Origin of the sequence: Streptomyces roseirectus (genome assembly GCF_014489635.1) — a bacterium.
GTDB classification, from domain to species: Bacteria; Actinomycetota; Actinomycetes; order Streptomycetales; family Streptomycetaceae; genus Streptomyces; species Streptomyces roseirectus.
Window position 1 is genome coordinate 9,772,656 of sequence record NZ_CP060828.1, and the last position, 19,375, is coordinate 9,792,030.

The following is a 19,375-nucleotide window of genomic DNA, read 5'->3' on the forward strand; positions in this document are numbered from 1 at the left end:
GGACGCCACCTCGGAAGATGACGCATCAACCCTTCTTGACGCGTCAACAGTACGTCACGACGGCATCACCGGGCCAGGCCGGTGTGGAGGCGGGCGGCCTGACGGGTCAGGTGGTCCCGTTCGGCGAGGTTGGACGCCTGGCCGGCCGCCTCGGCATACAGGCGGGCCGCCGTCGCGAGGTCGCCGGCACGCTCGTGGAGGTAGGCGCGGGCGGCCGTGTGGCGGGGCAGCGAGGCGTCCAGATCGGCGAGCGCGGCCAGGCCCGCGCGGGGGCCGTCGGCCTCTCCGACGGCGACCGCGCGGTTGAGCCGGACGACGGGACTGTCCGTCAGCTTCGCCAGCTCGTCGTACCACTCCACGATCTGCACCCAGTCCGTCTCGGCGGCGCTGGGTGCGTCGGCGTGCAGGGCCGCGACGGCGGCCTGCGCCTGGAACTCGCCCAGCCGGTCGCGGGCCAGCGCCGCCTGGAGGACGGCGACCCCTTCGGCGATCGCCGCCGTGTCCCACCGGCTCCGGTCCTGCTCGGCCAGCGGCACCAGGGCGCCGTCCGGGGTGGTGCGGGCGGCGCGGCGGGCGTGGTGGAGCAGCATGAGCGCGAGCAGGCCCGCCACCTCCGGGTGGTCGATCCGGGCCGCGAGCTGCCGGGTGAGGCGGATCGCCTCGGCCGCGAGGTCGACGTCGCCGGAGTACCCCTCGTTGAAGACGAGGTACAGCACGCGCAGCACGGTCGCCACGTCACCGGGCCGGTCGAAGCGCACCCCGGACACCGTCCGCTTGGCCCGGCTGATCCGCTGCGCCATGGTGGCCTCCGGCACCAGGTAGGCGTCGGCGATCTGGCGGGTGGTGAGGCCGCCGACGGCGCGCAGGGTGAGCGCGACCGCCGACGCGGGCGTCAGCGACGGGTGGGCGCACAGGAAGTACAGCTGGAGCGTGTCGTCCGCCCCCGGCACCGGACCCGGCGCCGGCTCCTCCTCGACCCGGTCCTCACGCCGCCGGCGGGCCGTGTCGGCGCGGGCCGCGTCGAGGAACTTCCGCCAGGCCACGGTCACCAGCCAGCCCTTGGCGTCGCGCGGAGGGTCGGCCGGCCAGACCCGCAGCGCCTCCACCAGGGCGTCCTGGACGGCGTCCTCGGCCGCCGCGAAGTCCGCTCCGCGGCGGACGAGGACGGTGAGGACACCCGGCGTGAGGCTGCGCAGCCGGACCTCGTCCACAGGAGAGGTCACTCCGCGACCGGGGCGTGCGCGGTCAGGAACGGCCGCACCTCGAGCCACTCGTGGATCGGCCGCCCGCCCGCGCCCGGCGCCGCCGACAGCTCCCCGGCCAGCTCGACGGCCCGCTCGTAGCCGTCGACGTCGATGATCATCCACCCGGCGATCAGGTCCTTCGTCTCCGCGAACGGCCCGTCGGTGACCGGCGGGCGGCCCTCGCCGTCGTAGCGCACCCACGCGCCCTCGGGGGCGAGCGCCTGGCCGTCGACGAACTCGCCGCTCTCCTCCAGCTTCGCCGCGAAGTCCCGCATGTACCGCATGTGCGCGGCGACCTCCTCGGGCGTCCACCGGTCCATGGGCACGTTGTTGACCGGGTCGGGGGCGCCGCGGTAGTGCTTCAGCAGCAGGTACTTGGCCATGGTCGTTCTCCTCGGTGCTCGTGCGGCCCATTCTGGCCGCCTTCACCCCGGGGACGGAGCCGGATACGCGATCTCGACATCACCGGCGAAGATTTTTTCGGCGAGATTCCGCGCGGCTCAGCGCCACGCCCCCGACAGGCTCCGCGTCACCACGGTGCTCAGGATCCGCACGCCCCGCGTCGAGGCCGGATCGAGGCCCGTGAGATCGCGGACGCGGCGCAGCCGGTAGTCCAGGGTGCGGGGGTGGACGTTGAGGGCGGTCGCGGTCAGGGCGCGGTTCATGTCGCAGTGGTAGTACGCGTCGAGGGTGAGCAGGAGATCCGGCCCCGGTGCCAGCTCGCGGGCGATCCCCTTGAGCCAGGCGTCCGTGAACGGGGCGTCGGCGACCGCGAGTTCGACGAAGACGTCCGCGAGGCTCCGCGGGCGCACCCGGGCCGGCGCGCGGTGCAGCGGGGCCGTGCGGCTGATACGGCGGGCCCGGTCGAGGGCGTCCGCGAGGTCCGTACGGGGCCCGGTGGCCGTGCCGGCGGCGCAGGGGTGGCCCAGCGACGCGGCGAAGTCCCCGGCGACGTCCGGGAGGTGAGGGCCGTCCGGCAGCAGGGCGATCAGCTCACCGCCCCGGCCGGTGTGGTCGGCGTTCCAGAAGGCGGGCGTGCGGTGCGCGCGCACCAGGGCCTCGACGACGTCGTCCAGGTCACGGTCGTCACCGGGGCGGTCCGGCACGCGGATCACCACGACGGCGTACGTGTCGGCGAGTTCGACGTCCACCACCCGGGCCAGCTCCTTGGCCATCGGGTCGTCGGACAGCAACGCCTTGGCGAGCAGGGCGGCCTGGGCGGCGAACGGCATGCGGCGGCGCAGGACCGTGACGAAACCCCGGCAGTAGGCGTCGATGCCCCGCTCGCCCTGCGGGGCGAACCAGCCCATGACGCGCATGAGCTCGTCCAGGCTCCCGGCGCTGCGGGCACGCGTCGCCTCGTCGATCTCACGGAGCATCAACTCCGTGTGGATGCTGAGCACTTGCTGACGCGAGGCCAGGGACATGCCCGCGTTCGCCCGTAACTCGCCCATGGAGGCGATGTAGTCGAGGTCGCCGTCCGTCAGGACCCCGTTCTGCGGCGAGAGTTCGATCGTGCGGCGCCGGAACCACACCGCGTAGTCCAGCGCCTCGGCCCGCGCCCGGGTGTCCCGCTCCACGGCGGCGAACTCCGGGACGTCGCGGGCGTACGCGTCGATCTCGCGGCGCGCGTTGGCGGGTGCCTGCCGGGCCAGTTCGGCGAAGAGACTTCCCATGCGCGTGAGCATGTCAGTCGGCGGGGAGCGGTCCTAGGCGAAAACCGGACCGTCGATTATCAGTCCGGGTGAAAGCGTGAGGAGTGTGAGGGCGGCGTGTTTGTCAGAGTGCGCAAAGTTCGCCGCACGAGACGCCGTTGTCGGCTGATCCGGTTGTGGGGCGGGGGCGGGCCGCGCTTAATTGGGTACCGCGAAAGGGGCCCCGACACTCTTTTGCGCGTGCCCCACGGCGTGCGCCCGAACGGGAGGAAACGCCTGATGAGAGCAGGGATAGGAAAGAGAGCCGCGGCCTTGGCCGCCGTCCTGTCGGCCACCGGCGCGCTCATGGCGGGCGGCACGGGATCCGGCGCCGCCGCGCCCGCAGCCACCCCCAGCCTGCGCGCCTTCGGCATCACCGGCGACGGCACCCTGATGGCCACCTTCACCACCGACCGGCCCCAGGTCCTCGACTGGGTCCGCGCCGTCATCGGCCTCAGCGGCGACACCAGGCTCGTCGGCGTCGACCACCGCGTCTCCAACGGCCTCCTGTACGGCCTCGGCGACAAGGGCGGCATCTACACCATCAAGACCCCGCCGGCCACCACCGACGCCGTCGTCACCAAGGTCTCCCAGCTACAGATCGCCCTCTACGGCACCACGTTCGACATCGACTTCAACCCGGCCGCCGACCGGCTCAGGGTCCTCAGCAACAACGGGCAGAACCTGCGGCACAACCTGAACGACAACACCACCGTCGCCGACAGCCCCCTGAACATCCCGCCCGCCACCACCGCCGCGCTCGGCGTCACCGCCGCCGCGTACACCAACAACGACCTCGTCGGCTCGACCGGCACCACCCTCGTCGACGTCGACACCCTCAACGACCAGATCGTCATCCAGTCCCCGCCCAACGCCGGCAACCTCGTCCCGACCGGACTCCTCGGCTTCGACGCGAACCTCGACGCGGGCATGGACATCTTCAGCTCCACCACCAACGGCAAGACGACGGCCAACGCCGCCTTCGCCTCCCTCACGCCCTACGGCAACAGCACGCCGACGTTCTACAGCGTCGACATCCTCACCGGATCGCCCACGCCCATCGGGCAGTTCCCGCTCAACATCACGGACTTCGCCATCACGATCAGCGGCACCTGAGCACCCCGGTGCGCCGCCCGAGTCCGCGGCGGCGCACCGGCGTTCACGCCTTCGACGCGCTCCGGTAGCGCCCCGGCGTCACCCCGAACTCCTTCAGGAACGCGTGCGACAGGGCGTACGGGCTGCCGTAGCCGACCTGGGCCGCGATCGTGGCCAGCGTGTCGGAGGAGTCCCGCAGCCGGCTCGCGGCGAGGATCAGCCGCCACCACGTCAGGTACGCCATCGGCGGCCGGCCGACCAGCGAGGTGAACCGCCGGGCCAGCGTGGGCCGGGACACGCCCGCCTCGGCGGCCAGCCGGTCGTACGTCCACGGCGCGGCCGGCGCCGAGTGCATCGCCCGCAGCGCCGCCGACGTCACCGGATCACCCAGCACCGCCGGCCACACCCCGCTGGTCGTCTCCGCCATCCACGCCCGGATCAGATAGACCAGCAGCAGATCCAGCAGGCTCGGCAGCGCCACGCACGACCCCGGCAGCCGCTCGTCCAGCTCACCGGCGAGCAGATCGATCGCCGCCCGCAGCTGAGGGTGGGCGCCGACCCGGTTCGGCAGGTGCACGACCTCGGGCAGCTCCGTCATCAGCGGATGGATCCGGCTGCAGTCGAGCCGGTACTTCCCGCACAGCAGCTCCGTCCCGCCGGACGCCTCGGCCCCCGTCCACCGCTCCAACGGCACCGCCCGCTCCCGCGCGCGCCCCGCCTCCGTCCCCGCCCCGGCGATTACGTGCCCCGCGCCGTGCGGCAGCAGTACCGCGTCACCGACCCCCAGCGCCACCGGCTCACCCCCGTCCGGCAGCAGCAGACAGCTCCCGCTGAGGACGACGTGGAAACCCGCGCCGTCATAGGGGGAGATCCGTACGCTCCACTCCCCGCCCGCCCGCACCCGCTGGGAGGAGGGGCGCCCCAGATGCACCGCGGAGATCGCGTCACTCACCACGTCCATCCACCCAGCCTATCCCTGGTGAGACGCTGCCGTATCTTCCTGACCGGCACGCGCATTGAGCGGATCACCGGGCGCTTCCTAGAGTCGACGGCATGACGAACGTACAGAACATCGTGCTGGGGGACGTCGAGGTCGTCCGGCTCGTCGAGTGGCAGCGCCCCTTCGCCCCCGTGCCCGGCCTCTTCCCCGACGCCGGCCCCGAGGTGTGGCGGGACAACGAGGACTGGCTCGCGCCGGACCACTGGGAACCGGACAGCGACCAGGCCGTGGTCGCCCTCCAGACGTGGGTGCTGCGCAGCGCCGGGCGGACGGTCGTCGTCGACACCGGCGTGGGCGACCGCCGCGAACGGCCCGGCATGCCGCCGTTCCACCGCACCCGCAGCGACCTCCCCGGCCTCCTCGCGCGGGCCGGGGTGCGGCGCGAGGACGTCGACGTCGTCGTCAACACCCACCTCCACGCCGACCACGTCGGCTGGAACACCCTCGACGCTTCCGGCACGGACGGCGAGTGGATCCCGGCCTTCCCCAACGCCCAGTACCTCCTGCCGGCCGCCGACGACGCCCACTTCGGGCCCGCGGGCGGATACGGGGGCGGGCAGCGCGAGGTCGACCGGCTGGTCTACGAGGACAGCGTCGCGCCGGTCCACCGGGCCGGGCAGGTGCGGCTGTGGGACGGCGCCCACCGGATCGACGAACACCTCACGCTGGAGTCCGCGCCCGGACACACCCCCGGGTCGTCCGTCCTGCGCCTCGACTCCGGGGGCGAACGGGCCGTGTTCGTCGGGGACCTGCTCCACACGCCGGTGCAGATCCTGCGCTCCCGCTGCAACAGCTTCGCCTGCCTGGACCCCGGGCAGGCCGTGGCCAGCCGCCGGCGGATCCTCGGACGGGCCGCCGACGAACGGGAGTTGCTGATCCCGGCGCACTTCGCGGGCGCGGGCGCGGTGGAAGTACGCCGGGACGGAGGGGAGTTCACGGTGGGGGAGTGGGCGGGGTTCGCGAACGCCGAGGGGTAGCGAGCGCGGACCGTCGGAGAGAGCTCAGACGCCGCCCCGCTCGCGCGGGATCCTGTGGCCCGCCTCGATCGCCAGCGGCAGCCGGTTCTCCGCCGGAGGCAGCGGGCAGGTCGCCAGGTCCGTGTAGGCGCAGGGCAGGTTCGCCGCGCGGTTGAAGTCGACGGTGACCGTGCCGTCGGCGGCGGGCGCCGCCAGGGCCAGCACCCGGTTCGCCGCGTACGTGGTGACACCGGAGGTCGCGTCGGTGAACAGGACCGTCAGGCCCGCGCCGTGCCCCGGGAACGCCGTCAGCGCCCACTGGCGCCCGTCCAGTTCGAACTCGACCCGGCCCGGGGCGTCGTACACGTGCTCAAGGCCCTCGACCGCCGCGCCGACCGTCGTCGGACGGGGCTCGTCGAAGGGGACGTACCGGCCCGTCACCGACCAGCGCGGGTCGGGCGCGTAGGCGGGCGTGCCGGTGAACGCCGTGCGCAGCGGGGCGTCCGGGTGGCGGGGGCGCACGATGTCGCTGCCGCCGCGCTTCGCGACCTCGATCACCGCGTCGCCCCAGACCGCGTCCACGCCACCGCGCTCGGGCAGGACGCCGAAGCGGTGCTCGCCGCGCACGGGACGGCCGTCCACGAGGAGTTCGTCGCCGTCGTCGAGGGTGACGACGACCCCGTCCGGGCCGGTGCGCCAGGCGCCGGGGGCGTCGGGGAAACGCTGGGGGGTCTCGTCGAGCCAGTGCAGGCCGGTGATGGCGAGGAAGCCGTGCGGGGCGGCGAGGCGGGCCTCCTGGGCGCGGTGCCAGTCCTGCCAGTCACGGGTGAAGGTGTCGGTGTCGGTGGTCATGCGTGCTCCTTCAGAAGGGGGCGCGGCGTTTGGCCGCAGGGGCTGTGCGGCGTTCGGCCGACGGTGGTGCGGACGTCCAACAGCCGTCGTCAGCCCGCCAGTTCGCCGAGGAGGGCCCAGGTCCGGCGCCGGTCCGCCTCGCCCGCGATGCCGGTGCCCTGGAACACGACCTCCGTGGCACCGGCGTCGCGATAGCGCCGCACCTCCGCCGCGACGGCCTTCTCGTCGCCGACCACGGCGAGGTCCCCGGCGCGCCGGGCGCCGGACTTCTCGATCGCGCGGGCGTAGGACGGGATCTGCTCGTAGAACGCCAGGTTCTCGGCGGCGCGCGCCCGCACCTCCGCCACGTCGTCGGTGACGACGCCGGACACGAAGGCCACGATCCGGGGCGCGGGCCGCCCCGCCGCCTCGGCCGCCGCCGTCACAGCGGGCACGATGTGCTCCGCGAGCGCGCGCGGCCCCGCCAGGAACGGCAGGATGCCGTCCGCGAGTTCACCGCTGACCCGCAGCGCCTGCGGGCCCATCGCCGCGACCAGCACCGGCACCCCGCCCTCCGCCCCCGGCACGCGCGCCGGGAGCGGAGGTGTCGCGGTGAGCAGTTCGCCCCGGAAATCGGCCGTCCCGGTCTCGGTCAACTGCCGCAGCGCGGTGAGGAATTCACGCAGCAGGGCGACGGGCCGCTCGAAGGGGAGCCCGAAGCCGCCCTCGGCGACGAGCTTCGCGCCCAGGGCGAGCCCGAGGTGGTAACGGCCGTGCGTCGCGGCCTGCGCGGTCTGGGCCTGGCTGTTGACGATCAGGGGATGCCGGCCGAAGACGGGGATCGCCGAGGTGCCCACCTGGAGGCCGGGCACCTCGCGGCCCACGAGCGCCGCGAGCTGCGGCGAGTCCGCGCCGAAGGTCTGCCCGAACCAGGCCGACCGCAGCCCGGCGGCAGCGGCCTCCCGCGCCAACTGGACGGAGCCGTCGACCTGGTTGGGGGTGTCGGACGCGTCGAGTGCTACTCCAACAGTCATGTCACCAAGAACGGGCGCCGGGCGGGGTGGCATTCCGGTCCGTGTGTGACAGCTTTCTTTCAGATCTGTGAAGCCGACTCCGCCAGCCGGCGCCGCTGTCGCCCGTCCGCGTCGAAGTTGTCCGGCGCCAGCCACTCCCGCAGCGCCTTGCCGACCCGGGGCCACTCGGCGTCCGTCACCGAGAACCAGGCGGTGTCACGGCTGCGGCCCTTGTAGACCACGGCCTGCCGGAAGACGCCCTCGAAGATGAACCCCAGCCGCTCGGCCGCCCGGCGCGACGGGGCGTTGAGGCTGTCGCACTTCCACTCGTAACGGCGGTAGCCCAGCGTGTCGAAGACGTACGCCATCAGCAGGTACTGCGCCTCCGTCGACGCCGGGGTGCGCTGCAGCAGCGGCGAGAAGGCGACGGAGCCCACCTCGACGACGCCGTTCGCCGGGTCCTGGCGCAGCAGGGCGAGGGTGCCGGCCGCCCTGCCGGTGCCGGCGTCGACGACCGCGAACTGGAGCGGGTCGTCGGCCTGAGCCGCCTCGCGGGCGTACGCGCGGTAGTCGTCCGCGTCGGTGAACGGGCCCACCGACATGTACGTCCAGTCCCGGTCGTCCTCGGCGCGCGCGTACGCCGCGTACAGGTCGTCGGCGTGGCGGTCCGCGTCGAGGGGTTCGAGGCGGCAGAACCGGCCGTCGAGGGTGACACGGGCGGGCGCCGGGCGGGGCGTCCAGCCGGGCAGGGGGGTGCCGAGGGGCTGGCCGTGGGCGTTGAGGCGGGCGGACATGCGCTGCTCCTGCGTGGGTACGGGTTCGGGCCAGGCTATGCGGTGGCGGACGGGGCGCTGACATGGGGTGCCGTGCGGGCGTTCCACCGAACAGTTGAACGCGGGTTCCACCTCCGGGCGACGAGACGCCGGGCGCGCCCGCACCAGGATGACGAACGCTCCCTGAGCCCTCGTCACATCACCCCCCTGAAAGAGGTCTCCTCCAGGACTTCGACCGCTGGAAGAAGCAGGGCCGTCTGCTGCACCACAAGCCCGCCGGGTTCTCCGAGGTGCACGACGCCTTCAAGGACCCCCAGAGCGCCTGGACCGCGACCGGCGCCATCGCCTTCAGCGTCCTGTACGGCACCGCGGCCGTCGGCACGGATGCGCCCCGCAGGCCCCTCGACCTGGTCGACCCGAAGTGGAAGGGCAGGATCGCCTCGTCGTTCCCGCACGACGACGACGCCGTCTTCTCGGGCCGGAAGGCGATAGGCATCGGCACCGCCGGCTCGGCCGTCCCCGACCCGTCCTCCCCCGTCCGCTTCCTCACCCCCGGCCGGCTGGGCCTGCACCCCGGTGCCTGACACCTCGGCAGGAGGGTGCCGGTGGCCGGCCGGCACCCTCGCCGCACACGTCAGGTGGTGACGCGGTACGCGCTCACCCAGCGGCCGATGTTGCCGTAGCCGCTGTCGTCGATGGTGATCGAGGTCCCGGTGCAGTTGGCGTGCTCCCACAGCTCGACCCGGACGGCCGTGTCCTGGGTGCGGGCGGAACGGATCTTGTCGTTCCAGTTGTCGCCGACGTAGGTGCACGACCCGGTGGTGCCGGGCCCGAACCAGTTGTCCGGGCCCGAGAAGCCCGTCTGCGTGAAGCCGCGCCACTTGCCGGCCTCCAGGACGGCGGCCTCGCCCGACGGAGCGGCGGCGGCCGTGCCGGCCGACAGCAGACCGACGGCGGCGAGCGCGGCGGCAGCGGCGGTCAACCGCTGGAACCCGAGTGCCTTCTTCATGCCCTGTGTCCCTCCTTGAGACATTCACCCACCCCCGTAGGTGGACGTCTCCACCCTCGTGCAGGAGGGACACGAGGGGTACCTCGGAACTCTCAGGGTCACTTCCGCCTCGGCGGGGTGTACTCCTTGAGGTAGTGGGCGACGCGGCCGGCGTAGGGCCGGATCTTCGGGGGAACACCGGCCGCGTCGTTCACCACGCCGTATGACGTCCGGTAGGCCGCCGAGATCAGCACCCGCCGGTCACCCGGCAGCCCGGCGTCGAGGCGGGACGAGATCCAGCACAGGTAACGGCCCATCGCCGGGATCGACTCGGCGGGCGGGAAGGGCGGCCGGGGCACCGCCTTGCCCGGGGTGCCGTCCGCGCGCATCCACCAGCGCAGCACGCGCGGCGTCCAGCGCGCGATGCCGTACTCGTCGGCGGCCGGGTCCGCGAGGTCCGGGTCGAAGTCGCTCTCCACCTTCAGCATGGCCGCGATCAGCGCCGCGGTGACGTCCGGCTGCCGGCAGTCGTGCGCCGTCTCCACGATCAGCAGCCGGTAGGCGGGCGGCACTCCCTTGTCGGTGCGCAGGTCGGCCGCCCCGTACGAGGCCGCCACCGCGTTCGCCCCCGAGGCCCCGGAGGAGCTGTCCGGCCGGTCGTCGTCCGCCCAGGTCACGACGGTGTACCCGAGCGCGGCGACGGCCATCGCGCCCGCGACGAGGGACGCGCGGACCAGACCCCGGCGCGGCGAACGGGACACAGCGCCCGTACCCGCCGTCGCCCCGACCCTGCGCAGCAGCGCCTCACCGGTGATCCGCTCCTCGTGCGTACGGGTCAGGCAGTCCCGCACGATCTCCCGCCACGCGTCCGGGAGCCGCGGGGACAGGCGCAGTTCGTCCGTGCCCCGGGCGTAGGCCGCCGCCGCGTGCCGGCGGGCCGTCGGCGTGCCGCCCGGCAGGGGGAACGAACCGGTGAGGACCAGGTGGGCCAGCACACCGAACGCCCACACGTCGGCCGACGGGCGGATGCGGCGGCCCCGCTCGCCGATCTCCGACCACAGCAGCTCCGGGGGCGTGTAGTCGGGGGTCGCGAAGGCGGGCGTGTACGCGTGGGTGCCCTCCAGCTCCGCCGCCATGTTGAAGTCCGCCAGCCGCGCCGAACCGTCCGCCATCAGCAGCACGTTCGCCGGTTTCAGATCGCCGTGCACCCAGCCCGCCCGGTGCAGCTGGTCCAGCCCCTCGCAGATCTGCGCGAGCAGCGCCGGTCCCTGCGCGGGCGGCGTGGCCCCGGTGCGGGAGAGCAGGCACGCCAGGGACTCCCGGGCCCGCTCCAGGACGAGGACCACCGCGCCGTCCAGTTCCGGGCGGGCGGGGTCGTCCACCGTCAGCGTCCCGTACATGCGGATCAGCCGGGGGCGCCTCAGGCTGCGGTACAACGTCAGCTCACGGTCGGCGAGTTCACGCAGATGGGCGAGGTGACGGGGGGTTCCGGTGCCCGTCGGCAGGAACTTGAGGGCGGCCGTACGGGGCAGCTCCCCGGACGCGTCGTCGACGCGCCGCGCCTCGTACACGCTGCCGAACGCGCCCGTGGCGATCGGCTCCCGCACCTCCCACCCGCCCACCCGGTAGCCCTTGGGCACGCGCACCGCGTACGCCTCCGGCATCACCGCTCTCCCGGGCCCGGAAGACGGGTGGCGGACAGCGCGCCGAGGTCGTCCTCGCGGACGAGGTCGAAGCGCAGCGCCAGCGACACCAGGGACTCCTTCTTGCCGTTGAGGCGCGGGCCCGCGTCCGCCGTGTCGGGGCCGGGCTTCAGGCGCAGTTTCACGGCCAGGTAGTCGATGTTCCACTGCACCGTGGCGCGGGACACGGTGGGCCAGCCGGGGCGCAGCCGGTCGACGACCTGGTCGACCGTCGGCAGCGGGGCGTGCGGCACGCCGCGCAGCCGGGGTTCGCACAGGGCGGCCAGGACGGCGAAGTAGCGCTTCGTGCGGTCGAGGGAGAAGGCGGGTGCGGTCGTCGCGCCGAACGGGCCCGGTGACGTGTCGAGGTAGTCGTGGCGCGGCGCCCACACCTCGACCGGGAGCAGTTCACCGGCCGCCGGGAGCACGATCCGCGAGAACTCGAAGGGGATCGGCGCGTCCAGCCGCCCCGGGCTCACCTTGATGTGCTCGCCCGCGCCCTCCGGGTTCTCGACGACGTACGTCTGGCTCCGGCTGTGGTTGCTGAGTATCCAGTACGCGCCGTGCGCGGTGATCTCACCGGCGGCGCGTGAGACACCCTCGTGCGGGATCTCCAGGCCGCCCGGCCCCGTGGACCGGCCGAACGGGAGCCGTTCGCCGGGTGCCAGCCGAAAGCGCGTGCCCCTGCGGCCGTCCTCCGTGGTCGGCGGAGGTACCACGATGATGCTGTGCAAGATGCGTCTCCCCGTCTCGCAACTGTTCCCGGCCAGCGTAGGGCGGCGCACGGGGCGCACGACCCCCTCGCGCGGGTGTGACACGTCGATTGCCCGAAACGGCAACGGCGACGCCGTCTTGACGGTTGCCCACGGCGCCCTTCTCGCCCGCGCCCGGCCCCGCGGCTAGGCTCGCCGCATGCCCAGGACCGACCGAGCCGCCCGCCTGATCGCGGCGCCCCCGACGGACGTCTACACCGCCCTCGTCGACCGCGACGCCCTGGAGGCGTGGCTGCCGCCGGACGGCATGCGGGGCCGGATCGAGCACTGGGACCCGCGTCCCGGCGGCGGCTTCCGCATGACGCTCACCTATCTCGACCCGGCCCACAGCCCCGGCAAGTCCTCGGCCGGCACCGACGTCGTCGACGTCCGCCTCACCGCCCTCGTCCCGCCCGAACGCGTCGTTCAGCAGGCCGAGTTCACCTCCGACGACCCCGCGTACGCGGGCACGATGACGATGACCTGGCAGCTCACGGCGACGTTCGGAGGCACGGAGGTGACGGTCACCGCCACCGGCGTGCCGCCCGGCATCAGCCAGGCCGACCACGAGACCGGCATCGCCTCCTCCCTCGCCAACCTCGCCGCACACGTCGAGACGCGGGCCCCGCGAGAGGCCGACTGAGCCGGCGTGATGCACAGCACGCAGGGCCCGGACGTCGAACTCGCCGACACCGGCGCAGAGTTCCCGGTCCACGCCGAACGCGTCCTGGCCGCCCTCGGCCAGGCCCTCGCCGCCGCAGGCATGGACGGTGCACGACAGGCGTTTCCGGCGGGGCCCGGCCCTCATCAGCGTCGTCGAGAACACCGCCGACAACTGGTCCTTCGGCTTCGGCCGTGCCCGGTACGTCGAGGGCGACCTCGCGATCCCCGGCCACCGACCCCGGACCGAGAAGCACAGGCTCAGCGCACCCGCCGCCCCGCCCGGTACACCGCGCGGATGCCGGTGACCGCCGCGATGTCGTCGACGGGGGAGGCGTCGAGGGCGAGGAGGTCCGCGTCGGCGCCGGGGCGCAGGACGCCCTTGCGGCCGGCGCGGCCCACCGCCTCGGCGGCCCCGGTGGTCGCGGCGCGCAGCGCGTCCAGCGGGGACATGCCGAGTTCGGTGAGCTGACGCAGGGCGTACGGGTAGACGCCGTGGTCCTTCTGCGGGGCTATCCCGGAGTCGGTGCCGGCGACGACCCGCGCCCCGGAGGCGACGACCTCGGTCATGAGGTCCAGGAGCGAGGCGTGGCCGGCGGCGACGCCGGGCGGCAGGGCCCCGCCGGGCCGCACGGCGAGCGTGAGACTGACGAACGTCCCGCGCCGCACCACCTCGTCGAGGAGGTCGCGCCGCACGACGGAACCCTGAGGAGTCCTGCAGGAGAAGTGCTCGACGCTGTCGAACCCGGCGTTCACGGCGTCCACCACCGCGCCCAGGGCGTGCGCGTGCGCGGCCGCAGAGAGCCCGAGCCGGTGGGCCTCGTCGACGACCAGCCGCAGATCGGCGCGCCGGTACTGCGCCCGCGCCGGATCCGAGCCCGGCGTCATCCGGCCGCCGCTGGCCATCACCTTGACGACCTCACAGCCGCGCTCGGCCCGCTCGCGCACGGCCGCCCGCAGCGCCCCGGCGCCCTGCGCCACCCCGCCGAGGAAGTGACAGTGCCCGCTGGGCGTGGTGATCGGCGGCCCCGCCGCGACGATCTCGGGCCGCTCCCCGGCCGGCACCCCGTCGCGCAGCGCGAGCGTCAGGTAGTCGCGGTCACCGAGGTCGCGGACGGTCGTGACGCCGGCCCGCAGCGTGGCCGCCGCCGCGTCGCGCGCCGTCGCCAGCACGGCCGCCCGGTCACCGGACGTCACGTGCGCGACGGCGTCCGCGCTGCCGTCCCAGCACAGGTGGACGTGGGCGTCGATCAGCCCTGGCAATAACCAGGCGTCCGGCCCGAAGTCGGTCACCTCCGCGTGCGCCGGGGGCCGCGCGCCCGTGAAGTCGACGTCGAGGATCACACCGTCCTCGACCAGTACCGTGCCCGATCGCCTCGCACGCACGCCGTCGAAGACGTGCCCGGCCCGCAGTGCGAGCAGTTCGCCGTGCATGAGCCTCAACTCCCCCTACCGGGATGCGGGCTGGGACCGGCGACACCGGCCGGGCACGGGCTACAGGCCGGCGCGATGCCCCAGCGCCCCGAGCCCCGCCGCCACGATCACGTCCGTGCGGTCCGTCCACCGCTCGACGCGGTTGGCCATCATCGTCGCGGTCACCGCCCCGATCGCGGCCACGACCCGCACGTGCCGCTCCTCGTCGCTCCACGTGTCCGGCCCGAAGGCCGCCATCAGCGTGTGCTGCGCCCCCGAGAGCCGGTCCATGACCTCCGGCTCCCGCGTGAGGCAGAACGCGCCCACGATGAGTGCGCCCATACCCGGCCGCTCGGCGATCATGCCGACCAGCGCCTCGACGAGCGCGGCGTCCCGCCCGGCCCCGGCGGGAACCTCGGCGGCGACGCCCGCGAGCGTGGTGGCGGTCTCCTCCGCGTGGGCCACGACGGCGTCCTGGATGCGTTCCTTGGAGCCGAACCGCTTGAGGACGGCGGCCTTGGAGTACCCGGAGGCGTCGGCGATGGCCTGGACCGTGCCCTGTGCGAACCCGTGCCGGGCGAAGACGAAGGCCGCGACGTCGATCAGCGCCCGGTCGATCTCCCCGCTCGTGGGCTTCACATTTGACTTCATGGCTTCAAGTTACCATTCTGGTCACCTAGTAACCAAAATGGTCACCCGAAGGGATCGGTGCAGTGGCGCACGACAACGACGAGACGGAAACCAGCAGGTCAGGATCGGGGCTGGGACCGGTGCTACGGCTCTGGCTGGTCCCGGTCGTCCTCGTCACCGTGGTCATGGCGACGCTCGCCTCGCTGTACCTCGGCAGCTCGGTCAACTCCGCAGACCACCTCGACGCCTTCCCCGTCGCGGTCGTCAACACCGACCGCGGCGACACCGGCGCGAAGATCGTCCAGGGCCTGCGCCAGAACACCGACGCCGACAAGTTCGACCTGCGCGTCCTCACGCCCGCCGAGGCGCGCAGGCAGATGGACGAGGCGAAGCTGTACGGCGCGATCGTGCTCCCGGCAGACCTGAGCCAGAAGCTCGCCGGCCTCACCGGCCCCGGCGCCGAGCGGCCCGTGGTGAGCGTGTGGACCAACCCGCTCGCCAACACCTCCAGCGTCTCCCTCGTCAACGCCTTCGCGACCAAGGCGCTCACCGGCGTCAACGAGACCGTCGGCAAACAGCTCCTGACCGCCGCCCCCAAGGCCACCGGCGCCACCCGCCTCGTCCTCGCCACGCCCGTCGACGTCCACACCGCCCCCTACAAGACCGTCCCGGACGGCACCGGCAACGGGCTCTCCGCCTTCTACTACGCCCTGCTGCTGGTCCTCGCAGGGTTCACCGGGTCCGTCATGGTCGCCAACCTCGTCGACGCTCAGCTCGGGTTCATCCCCCTGGAGTGGGGGCCGGTCTACCGGATGGAGGAGCACTCCGGGCGCAGCCGGCAGTCGACGCTGGTGCTCAAGTGGGCGCTCATGGGCGGGCTCGCGGTCGTGGTGAGCGGCGCGTACGTCGGGATCGGCGCGTGGCTCGGGATGCCGCTGGACCACCCCTGGCAGCTCTGGCTGCTCGGCGTCCTCGTCATCGCCGCCGTCGCCGTGGTCGCGCAGGCGATCCTCGCGCTGCTCGGCGGGCTCGGGATGATCGTCAGCCTGCTGCTGTTCGTCGTCCTCGCGATCCCCAGCTCCGGCGGGACGACCCCGCTGGAGGCGCTGCCCCCGTTCATCCGCTTCCTCGCCGAGTTCGAGCCCGTGCACCAGGTGTACGTCGGCACCCGCTCGGCCCTCTACTACGGCGCCACCTGGGACAGCGGCCTCGGCCGCGCGGTCCTCGCCTCCGCCGTGGCCCTCGTCCTCGGCCTCGCCGTCGGGTACCTCGGGACGCGCGTCTACGACCGCAAGGGCCTCGTCCGCGGCCACACGGTGCCGGCCGCCGCATAACAAGGCCGGCCGCTGGATCGCCGGGTGCCTCGCGCTCTACGGTGACGTCATGAGCGATCACCCCGAGGCACCTGTCGAAGCGTTCGAACCCCCCTACTACGTCACGGTGTTCACGTCCCTGAAGACCCAGGACCAGGACGGCTACGGCGAGACCGCCGCGCGCATGGAGGAACTGGTGAGGGACATCCCCGGGTTCCTGGGGATGGACCACGCGCAGACACCCGGCGGACTGGGCATCACCGTCGGGTACTTCCGCGACGCGCAGGCCCTGGAGCAGTGGCGCACGGACGCCGAGCACAGGACCGCGCAGAAGCGGGGACGGCAGGAGTGGTACGAGAGCTACACGCTCCACGTGGCGAAGGTGGAGCGCAGCAGCGGCTTCAGACGGGACGCCGCAGACGCCGGCTCTCCGGGGGCGCCAGATACCCCGGCACCGGGCCGTCCGTCGCGATGACGATCTGATCGACGGCGATCGCGGGATCGGCCATGAACAGCCGCAGGACGTGCTCGCCGGGCGTGTCGACGGTGATCGTGCCGGTCAGCTTCTCCACGCCCTCCTCGACGTTGCGGGCCCAGGCGTCGCCCCGGTTGCCGGTGGCGACGGCCTGGCCGCTCAGCAGGACCGGCGGCCGGCCGTCGAGGCCCACGGCGAGGCGCCGGGCGCCGCGTTCGTCGAGGGAGGGCAGCCGCAGCACCGTCACCGGGAAGACGCCGGTGGAGGTGAAGCGGACGCGGTAGCGCAGTTCCGGCGCACGGGTGGCGAACGCCTCCGTGACCGGGCGCGCGGTCGAGGGCACCGCTTCGACGGCGGCGCTGCGGCGCCCCAGCCCCGGCACGGTCCGCCAGCGGGCCCCGCCGCGCGGCACCTGACGGTCGTAATGGGCCGCCTCGATGGACACGTAGCCGTGCGCCTCCACGAACCCCCGCCCTTCGAGCGGCGTGTTGACGACCCGCAGCGCCACCTCGGTACTGCGCCCGCCGCCGCTGAGGATCACGGCCGGCGTGTGCACGCCCTCCGGGGCCAGGGCCCAGTCGATCTCCACCCAGATCCGCGTCTGATCGGTGACCGTCCCGCCGCCCGCACTCAGCCGCACCCACGGCTCACTGCCCACGGCCGTCCACTCCAGCGGCAGGAACCCGGTGGTGAAGACCTCGACGAACCGGCGGCCCCGGTCGGCCCGGTCGAAGGACAGCGGCCGGGCGGTGCCGACGTCGTTGCCCTCGGCGGCCACCCCGAGCCCCGACGTCTCCTGCCGCGCGACCCGCGTGACCGCCGGGCGGCCCGGCGCCTTGGGGATCTGGGACGGGTACGGGTTGACGATCCCGTCCCACTTGCCGCCCGCGACCTGCGTGTTGTACCGCCGGGTGAGCGCCTGCTCGTCGGCGTGCGCGGCCTCGGCCAGCTCCGCGTACCGGTTGGTGCCGGCGCCGCGCCCCTGCCGGACGGCGAGGGCGTTGCGGTCGGCCCAGTAGTACTTGAGGTTCATCAAATAGGCGCCGTGCACGGGGTATTCGACCAGCTCGAAGAAGGCGTCCCGGTAGGACTCGGGGAGCGCGGCGCCCAGCGCGCGCACCCGCTCCAGCAGGCTTGCGTACGCGTCGAGACGGCGGCCCGCCTCGTCGCCGTGGTGGACGGTCGAGAAGACGTCCCGGTCGATGAACTCCGGGCGCCGCTCGGCCGCGAGCCGGTAGTACTCGGTGCGGATCGCGGCCAGCTCCCGCGCGTACCGGTGGCCGAACTGACGGCCGTACCACGCGGCGAGGAAGCCGTCCGGGCCCGTGCGCTCCACGTCCCAGGCCAGGTCCAGGCAGAACGACAGGCCGGTCTCGATGGACTTGAGGTCACCGACGTTGAAGATCCACACCCGGTCCGCCCCGTGCTCGTGCACCCGGCGCAACTCCTGCCCCACCTTGGCGAGTTGCGTGGTGTCCAGCCACAGGTAGCTGCGCGGACGCCCCCAGTAGGAGAGGTGGTAGTAGATGCCGTTGCCGCCGGAGCGGGCGCGCTCGGCCTCGTCCGGGAGCTGGCGCATGTTGCCGTGGTTGTCGTCCGGCCAGATCAGGGTCACGTCGTCGGGGACCTGGACACCCGCGTTGTAGAGGTCCAGGACCTCCTTGTACGGGACGAAGATCTGCGGCGCGGCCCCGGCGCCGACCTCCTCGGCGAGGATGCGCCGCTGGTCGGCGATGATGTCGTTCATCACCGCCACCTTCTGAGGGATCGTCGTCGCGTTCTTCGTCTCCAGCGCCGAGTCGTGCAGCCCGCGCATACCGAGCGTCCAACTGCTCTCGTACCGCGCGTTCTGCCGGGCCCGCGCCCGCCAATAGGCCGAGATGACCGCGGGGTTGACCGTGTAGTCGTACACCGGCAGGGCACCGTCCGCGTCTGGATGCTCCGCAGCCCACGGCGCCCACTCGTGAACTCCGTTGCGCAGCATGGCCTCCGGGTGGCTGGAGCCGACGACGATGCCGTAGCGGTCGGCCAACTCGGGGTTCTCGGCGTGCTTGTTGAAGAAGTCGGAGTACGGATGCATCGCGGGCCACAGGTAGTTGGCCTTCAGGCGCAGCAGCAGTTCGAAGACGCGCTCGTAGGTACGCGGGCCGATGTTCTTGTCCGGCTCCTGCGTGCGGCGCGACCACGTGGTCAGGTTCTGCTCGTCGTTGATGAAGATCCCCCGGTAGCGGACGGCGGGCTCGCGCCGCTCGAAGGTCCGCGCGGGGACGGTGACGGTGTCGCGCCGCTCCACGGGCACGTCCGCCCACCAGTACCAGGGGGAGACGCCGATGCGCTCCGACGTGTCGTAGATGCCGTAGACCGTGCCCCGGCGGTCGCTGCCGGTGATCGTCAGGGCACGGTCCACGCCGGGGAACGGGCGCTCGACGACTCGGGTCACCGAGGCTTCCCAGCGGCCCTGCGCCGGGTCGGTGGCGATGACGACCAGATGCGCGGCGCGCTCGGGCAGCGTGTGCAGGAGCCGGGGGCGCACACCGCTGACGCGCTCGACGTCCGCCTGGAGGTCACCGGCCGCGCGGATCACCGCCGGATCCTCGGCCGGGTCCACGAAGAGGTCGGTGGCCTGCCCGCCCACGACCAGCGGGAAGTCCGGCCGGCGCGACGGTGCCGCCTCGGCGACGCCGGGCAGCAGCGGGGCCGCGCCGGCCGCCGCCATGCCGTACAGGAACGACTTGCGGGTCCACAGGGGTCCGTCCGGCACGGTGCACTCCCGATCGACGCAGGGCGGGTTGGGCATGAGCATGTCCAGAAAGCGCTTGCTGTGCACTGTAGGAGGCACCGCGCGAACCCGTCCAG

Annotated in this window: 18 protein-coding genes and 1 pseudogene; 6 read left to right on the top strand and 13 right to left on the bottom strand. The window is 73.3% G+C overall.

What is annotated here, in order from left to right:
• Positions 1–65: 65 nt before the first annotated feature.
• The 3 genes from IAG44_RS42105 to IAG44_RS42115 all read right to left on the bottom strand — a co-directional run bounded on the left by IAG44_RS42105 (position 66) and on the right by IAG44_RS42115 (position 2,920).
• The gene (locus IAG44_RS42105) at positions 66–1,211 is read right to left on the bottom strand and encodes an RNA polymerase sigma factor (RefSeq protein WP_187753122.1); all 1,146 of its coding nucleotides are present in this window, start codon (positions 1,209–1,211) and stop codon (positions 66–68) included.
• 8 nt (positions 1,212–1,219) lie between these two features.
• Positions 1,220–1,627 (bottom strand): YciI family protein, encoded by a 408-nt coding sequence (locus IAG44_RS42110; RefSeq protein ID WP_187752276.1) that lies wholly within the window; start codon positions 1,625–1,627, stop codon positions 1,220–1,222.
• A gap of 117 nt (positions 1,628–1,744) precedes the next feature.
• The gene (locus IAG44_RS42115) at positions 1,745–2,920 is read right to left on the bottom strand and encodes a PucR family transcriptional regulator (protein WP_187752277.1); all 1,176 of its coding nucleotides are present in this window, start codon (positions 2,918–2,920) and stop codon (positions 1,745–1,747) included.
• Positions 2,921–3,178: 258 nt separating this feature from the next.
• On the opposite strand from IAG44_RS42115, the gene IAG44_RS42120 reads away from it, so the two are divergent.
• Positions 3,179–4,054, top strand: coding sequence for a DUF4394 domain-containing protein (locus IAG44_RS42120; protein WP_187752278.1), 876 nt, complete (start codon positions 3,179–3,181; stop codon positions 4,052–4,054).
• 43 nt (positions 4,055–4,097) lie between these two features.
• Here the strand turns inward: IAG44_RS42120 and IAG44_RS42125 are convergent, their stop codons facing one another.
• Entirely contained in the window at positions 4,098–4,994 is an 897-nt protein-coding gene (locus tag IAG44_RS42125) for an AraC family transcriptional regulator (protein ID WP_187752279.1), read from the bottom strand.
• A gap of 92 nt (positions 4,995–5,086) precedes the next feature.
• Here IAG44_RS42125 and IAG44_RS42130 point away from each other — a divergent pair, with 92 nt between their 5' ends.
• The gene (locus tag IAG44_RS42130) at positions 5,087–6,010 is read left to right on the top strand and encodes an MBL fold metallo-hydrolase (protein WP_187752280.1); all 924 of its coding nucleotides are present in this window, start codon (positions 5,087–5,089) and stop codon (positions 6,008–6,010) included.
• 24 nt (positions 6,011–6,034) lie between these two features.
• On the opposite strand, the gene IAG44_RS42135 is transcribed toward IAG44_RS42130, so the two are convergent.
• The 3 genes from IAG44_RS42135 to IAG44_RS42145 form a co-directional block, all read right to left on the bottom strand.
• Positions 6,035–6,841 carry a DUF1684 domain-containing protein gene (locus IAG44_RS42135; RefSeq protein ID WP_187752281.1) on the bottom strand — a complete coding sequence of 269 codons (807 nt, stop codon included), beginning with the start codon at positions 6,839–6,841 and terminating at the stop codon, positions 6,035–6,037.
• A gap of 89 nt (positions 6,842–6,930) precedes the next feature.
• Entirely contained in the window at positions 6,931–7,854 is a 924-nt protein-coding gene (locus tag IAG44_RS42140) for an LLM class F420-dependent oxidoreductase (protein ID WP_187752282.1), read from the bottom strand.
• Between the two features lie 59 nt (positions 7,855–7,913).
• Positions 7,914–8,627 carry a GNAT family N-acetyltransferase gene (locus IAG44_RS42145; protein WP_187752283.1) on the bottom strand — a complete coding sequence of 238 codons (714 nt, stop codon included), beginning with the start codon at positions 8,625–8,627 and terminating at the stop codon, positions 7,914–7,916.
• Between the two features lie 200 nt (positions 8,628–8,827).
• Between IAG44_RS42145 and IAG44_RS42150 the strand changes: the two are divergent.
• A pseudogene (locus IAG44_RS42150) lies at positions 8,828–9,154 on the top strand (ABC transporter substrate-binding protein); the annotation flags it as partial.
• Positions 9,155–9,240: 86 nt separating this feature from the next.
• On the opposite strand, the gene IAG44_RS42155 reads toward IAG44_RS42150, so the two are convergent.
• The 3 genes from IAG44_RS42155 to IAG44_RS42165 form a co-directional block, all read right to left on the bottom strand.
• A complete protein-coding gene (locus IAG44_RS42155; protein WP_187752284.1) occupies positions 9,241–9,615 on the bottom strand; it encodes a peptidase inhibitor family I36 protein in 375 nt (124 codons plus the stop codon).
• A gap of 98 nt (positions 9,616–9,713) precedes the next feature.
• A complete protein-coding gene (locus tag IAG44_RS42160) occupies positions 9,714–11,258 on the bottom strand; it encodes a serine/threonine protein kinase (protein WP_187752285.1) in 1,545 nt (514 codons plus the stop codon).
• Entirely contained in the window at positions 11,258–12,010 is a 753-nt protein-coding gene (locus IAG44_RS42165; protein ID WP_187752286.1) for an FHA domain-containing protein, read from the bottom strand. Before IAG44_RS42165 ends, IAG44_RS42160 begins: the two co-directional genes overlap by 1 nt.
• Positions 12,011–12,188: 178 nt before the next feature.
• On the opposite strand from IAG44_RS42165, the gene IAG44_RS42170 reads away from it, so the two are divergent.
• Positions 12,189–12,671 (top strand): SRPBCC family protein, encoded by a 483-nt coding sequence (locus IAG44_RS42170; protein ID WP_187752287.1) that lies wholly within the window; start codon positions 12,189–12,191, stop codon positions 12,669–12,671.
• Positions 12,672–12,949: 278 nt separating this feature from the next.
• On the opposite strand, the gene IAG44_RS42175 is transcribed toward IAG44_RS42170, so the two are convergent.
• A complete protein-coding gene (locus IAG44_RS42175) occupies positions 12,950–14,122 on the bottom strand; it encodes an amidohydrolase family protein (RefSeq protein ID WP_187752288.1) in 1,173 nt (390 codons plus the stop codon).
• A gap of 60 nt (positions 14,123–14,182) precedes the next feature.
• Entirely contained in the window at positions 14,183–14,752 is a 570-nt protein-coding gene (locus tag IAG44_RS42180; protein ID WP_187752289.1) for a TetR/AcrR family transcriptional regulator, read from the bottom strand.
• A 62-nt stretch (positions 14,753–14,814) separates the two neighbouring features.
• On the opposite strand from IAG44_RS42180, the gene IAG44_RS42185 reads away from it, so the two are divergent.
• Positions 14,815–16,065, top strand: a complete 1,251-nt coding sequence (locus IAG44_RS42185) for a YhgE/Pip domain-containing protein (protein WP_187752290.1) — start codon at positions 14,815–14,817, stop codon at positions 16,063–16,065.
• Positions 16,066–16,114: 49 nt separating this feature from the next.
• Positions 16,115–16,519, top strand: a complete 405-nt coding sequence (locus tag IAG44_RS42190; RefSeq protein WP_246563179.1) for an antibiotic biosynthesis monooxygenase family protein — start codon at positions 16,115–16,117, stop codon at positions 16,517–16,519.
• Here IAG44_RS42190 and IAG44_RS42195 read toward each other — a convergent pair.
• A complete protein-coding gene (locus tag IAG44_RS42195; protein WP_187753123.1) occupies positions 16,446–19,235 on the bottom strand; it encodes a glycosyl hydrolase 115 family protein in 2,790 nt (929 codons plus the stop codon). The two genes, IAG44_RS42190 and IAG44_RS42195, sit on opposite strands and share 74 nt — an antisense overlap.
• Between the last annotated feature and the right edge of the window lie 140 nt (positions 19,236–19,375).

Excerpts from the sequence above, each read along its gene's own strand:
- IAG44_RS42110 (WP_187752276.1), bottom strand. The coding sequence starts at position 1,627 with ATGGCCAAGTACCTGCTGCTGAAGCACTACCGCGGCGCCCCCGACCCG.
- IAG44_RS42180 (WP_187752289.1), bottom strand. The coding sequence starts at position 14,752 with ATGAAGTCAAATGTGAAGCCCACGAGCGGGGAGATCGACCGGGCGCTG.
- IAG44_RS42140 (WP_187752282.1), bottom strand. The coding sequence starts at position 7,854 with ATGACTGTTGGAGTAGCACTCGACGCGTCCGACACCCCCAACCAGGTC.
- IAG44_RS42175 (WP_187752288.1), bottom strand. The coding sequence starts at position 14,122 with ATGCACGGCGAACTGCTCGCACTGCGGGCCGGGCACGTCTTCGACGGC.
- IAG44_RS42190 (WP_246563179.1), top strand. The coding sequence starts at position 16,115 with ATGAGCGATCACCCCGAGGCACCTGTCGAAGCGTTCGAACCCCCCTAC.
- IAG44_RS42195 (WP_187753123.1), bottom strand. The coding sequence starts at position 19,235 with ATGGCGGCGGCCGGCGCGGCCCCGCTGCTGCCCGGCGTCGCCGAGGCG.
- IAG44_RS42115 (WP_187752277.1), bottom strand. The coding sequence starts at position 2,920 with ATGGGAAGTCTCTTCGCCGAACTGGCCCGGCAGGCACCCGCCAACGCG.
- IAG44_RS42135 (WP_187752281.1), bottom strand. The coding sequence starts at position 6,841 with ATGACCACCGACACCGACACCTTCACCCGTGACTGGCAGGACTGGCAC.
- IAG44_RS42130 (WP_187752280.1), top strand. The coding sequence starts at position 5,087 with ATGACGAACGTACAGAACATCGTGCTGGGGGACGTCGAGGTCGTCCGG.
- IAG44_RS42125 (WP_187752279.1), bottom strand. The coding sequence starts at position 4,994 with ATGGACGTGGTGAGTGACGCGATCTCCGCGGTGCATCTGGGGCGCCCC.
- IAG44_RS42155 (WP_187752284.1), bottom strand. The coding sequence starts at position 9,615 with ATGAAGAAGGCACTCGGGTTCCAGCGGTTGACCGCCGCTGCCGCCGCG.
- IAG44_RS42170 (WP_187752287.1), top strand. The coding sequence starts at position 12,189 with ATGCCCAGGACCGACCGAGCCGCCCGCCTGATCGCGGCGCCCCCGACG.
- IAG44_RS42145 (WP_187752283.1), bottom strand. The coding sequence starts at position 8,627 with ATGTCCGCCCGCCTCAACGCCCACGGCCAGCCCCTCGGCACCCCCCTG.
- IAG44_RS42120 (WP_187752278.1), top strand. The coding sequence starts at position 3,179 with ATGAGAGCAGGGATAGGAAAGAGAGCCGCGGCCTTGGCCGCCGTCCTG.
- IAG44_RS42160 (WP_187752285.1), bottom strand. The coding sequence starts at position 11,258 with ATGCCGGAGGCGTACGCGGTGCGCGTGCCCAAGGGCTACCGGGTGGGC.